Source organism: Convivina praedatoris, assembly GCF_933208495.1.
In the GTDB taxonomy this organism is placed as follows: domain Bacteria; phylum Bacillota; class Bacilli; order Lactobacillales; family Lactobacillaceae; genus Convivina; species Convivina praedatoris.
The window spans coordinates 1-1,188 of the sequence record NZ_CAKOET010000016.1; the positions used below are offsets into that span (position 1 = coordinate 1).

The window sequence follows — 1,188 nt, forward strand, 5'->3', positions numbered from 1 at the left end:
TATCAACACTTACAAAGAACGCAAGAATGTTGATAAGTACGCTAGCGTAGTGAGTTATGAAGATTTTGTAGAGAATGATTTTAATTTAAACATTCCCCGTTACGTTGATACGTTTGAGCCAGAACCAGTTATCTCAATTGGTCAGAATGTTAAAGAGTTGGCTGAACTAGATAAAGAAGAACAGCGATTGTTCAGCGAGTTATCTCTATCAGTTAACGCCTTGGTTGCTACTCAGTCACTACAAGACGCTCAGGAGCTAGACAAACTCAAGGCATACTTAAATGCTAAGGCTAAACGTAAACAGGTACAGGCACAACAGGAGTTACTATGATAGACCCTTACGACTTTCAAAATTTAACACTGCCGGATGTGGCTGAATATGAACGTGCTAAAGCTGGTCATATATATCCAACAGGAACGTCAACATTACAGATATCAGCAACACGGGGCCAAATAGGATTTTTAAAGCAACCTAGTGAGGTAGCTACTAAAGATGTTGCCATTATTCCAATTGCTGGAGTTAATCCAAGATATTTAAATATCGTTTTACAAAAAAATATTCAACAATTCATGAATGTGTTTGCAACAGGAATTAATATCCAGTTTGATGAGTTGGCCAACTTTCAAGTACAGCTACATAACAGTGAAACACAAGCAGCAATCGCTCAATTATTTTCTAATCTGGATGACAAGATTGAAGTGGGAATTCAAATCGATCAGCAACTAAAAAATCAAAAGCAATGGATGCTAAGCAAGATGTTCATTTAGGAGGACAACGTGGCGGACAAGATAGACGCTGTTTTTAAAGATTATTATTCAGATAAAATCCAGTCAAAAATTAATTTTAGGATAGCTGAAATCAAAGGAATACATACCACAGACGAAAATACTGGCGGGGGACGCCTTCAAAATGTTTACAGAAATTCGGTCGAAGATGTCATGATCCGTATTCAACAAGACCGCATGATTATGTACTGGGAGGCGCAAATTAAAGCTGTTAGAAGCTACGTCCATACGTTAGAGAAAGATAATCAGCAAATGCTAGCTTGGCACTATGCCCCAGGAGATAAAGCGAAGTCATGGCAACAAATTAGCCGATTAATGCACTTAGACCAGAGCACATGTAAGCGCCGGTTAGACAAGATAAAAAAAGACTTGCGTAAGTCAATGTTTAATCCTTGTGGATAA

General features: G+C 38.1%; 3 protein-coding genes. All 3 read left to right on the forward strand.

Features of this window, described 5'->3' with window-relative positions:
• The coding region (locus M4974_RS07805) for an N-6 DNA methylase (protein ID WP_248715910.1) at nucleotides 1–331 on the forward strand (331 nt) is incomplete at its 5' end.
• Nucleotides 328–768, forward strand: coding sequence for a restriction endonuclease subunit S (locus M4974_RS07810; RefSeq protein WP_248715911.1), 441 nt, complete (start codon nucleotides 328–330; stop codon nucleotides 766–768). The genes M4974_RS07805 and M4974_RS07810, both read left to right, overlap by 4 nt.
• A gap of 9 nt (nucleotides 769–777) precedes the next feature.
• Nucleotides 778–1,188: a RinA family protein gene (locus M4974_RS07815; RefSeq protein ID WP_248706823.1), complete on the forward strand. Its 411-nt coding sequence runs from the start codon at nucleotides 778–780 to the stop codon at nucleotides 1,186–1,188.

Coding starts and splice junctions, on each gene's coding strand:
- M4974_RS07810 (WP_248715911.1), top strand. CDS start 328: ATGATAGACCCTTACGACTTTCAAAATTTAACACTGCCGGATGTGGCT.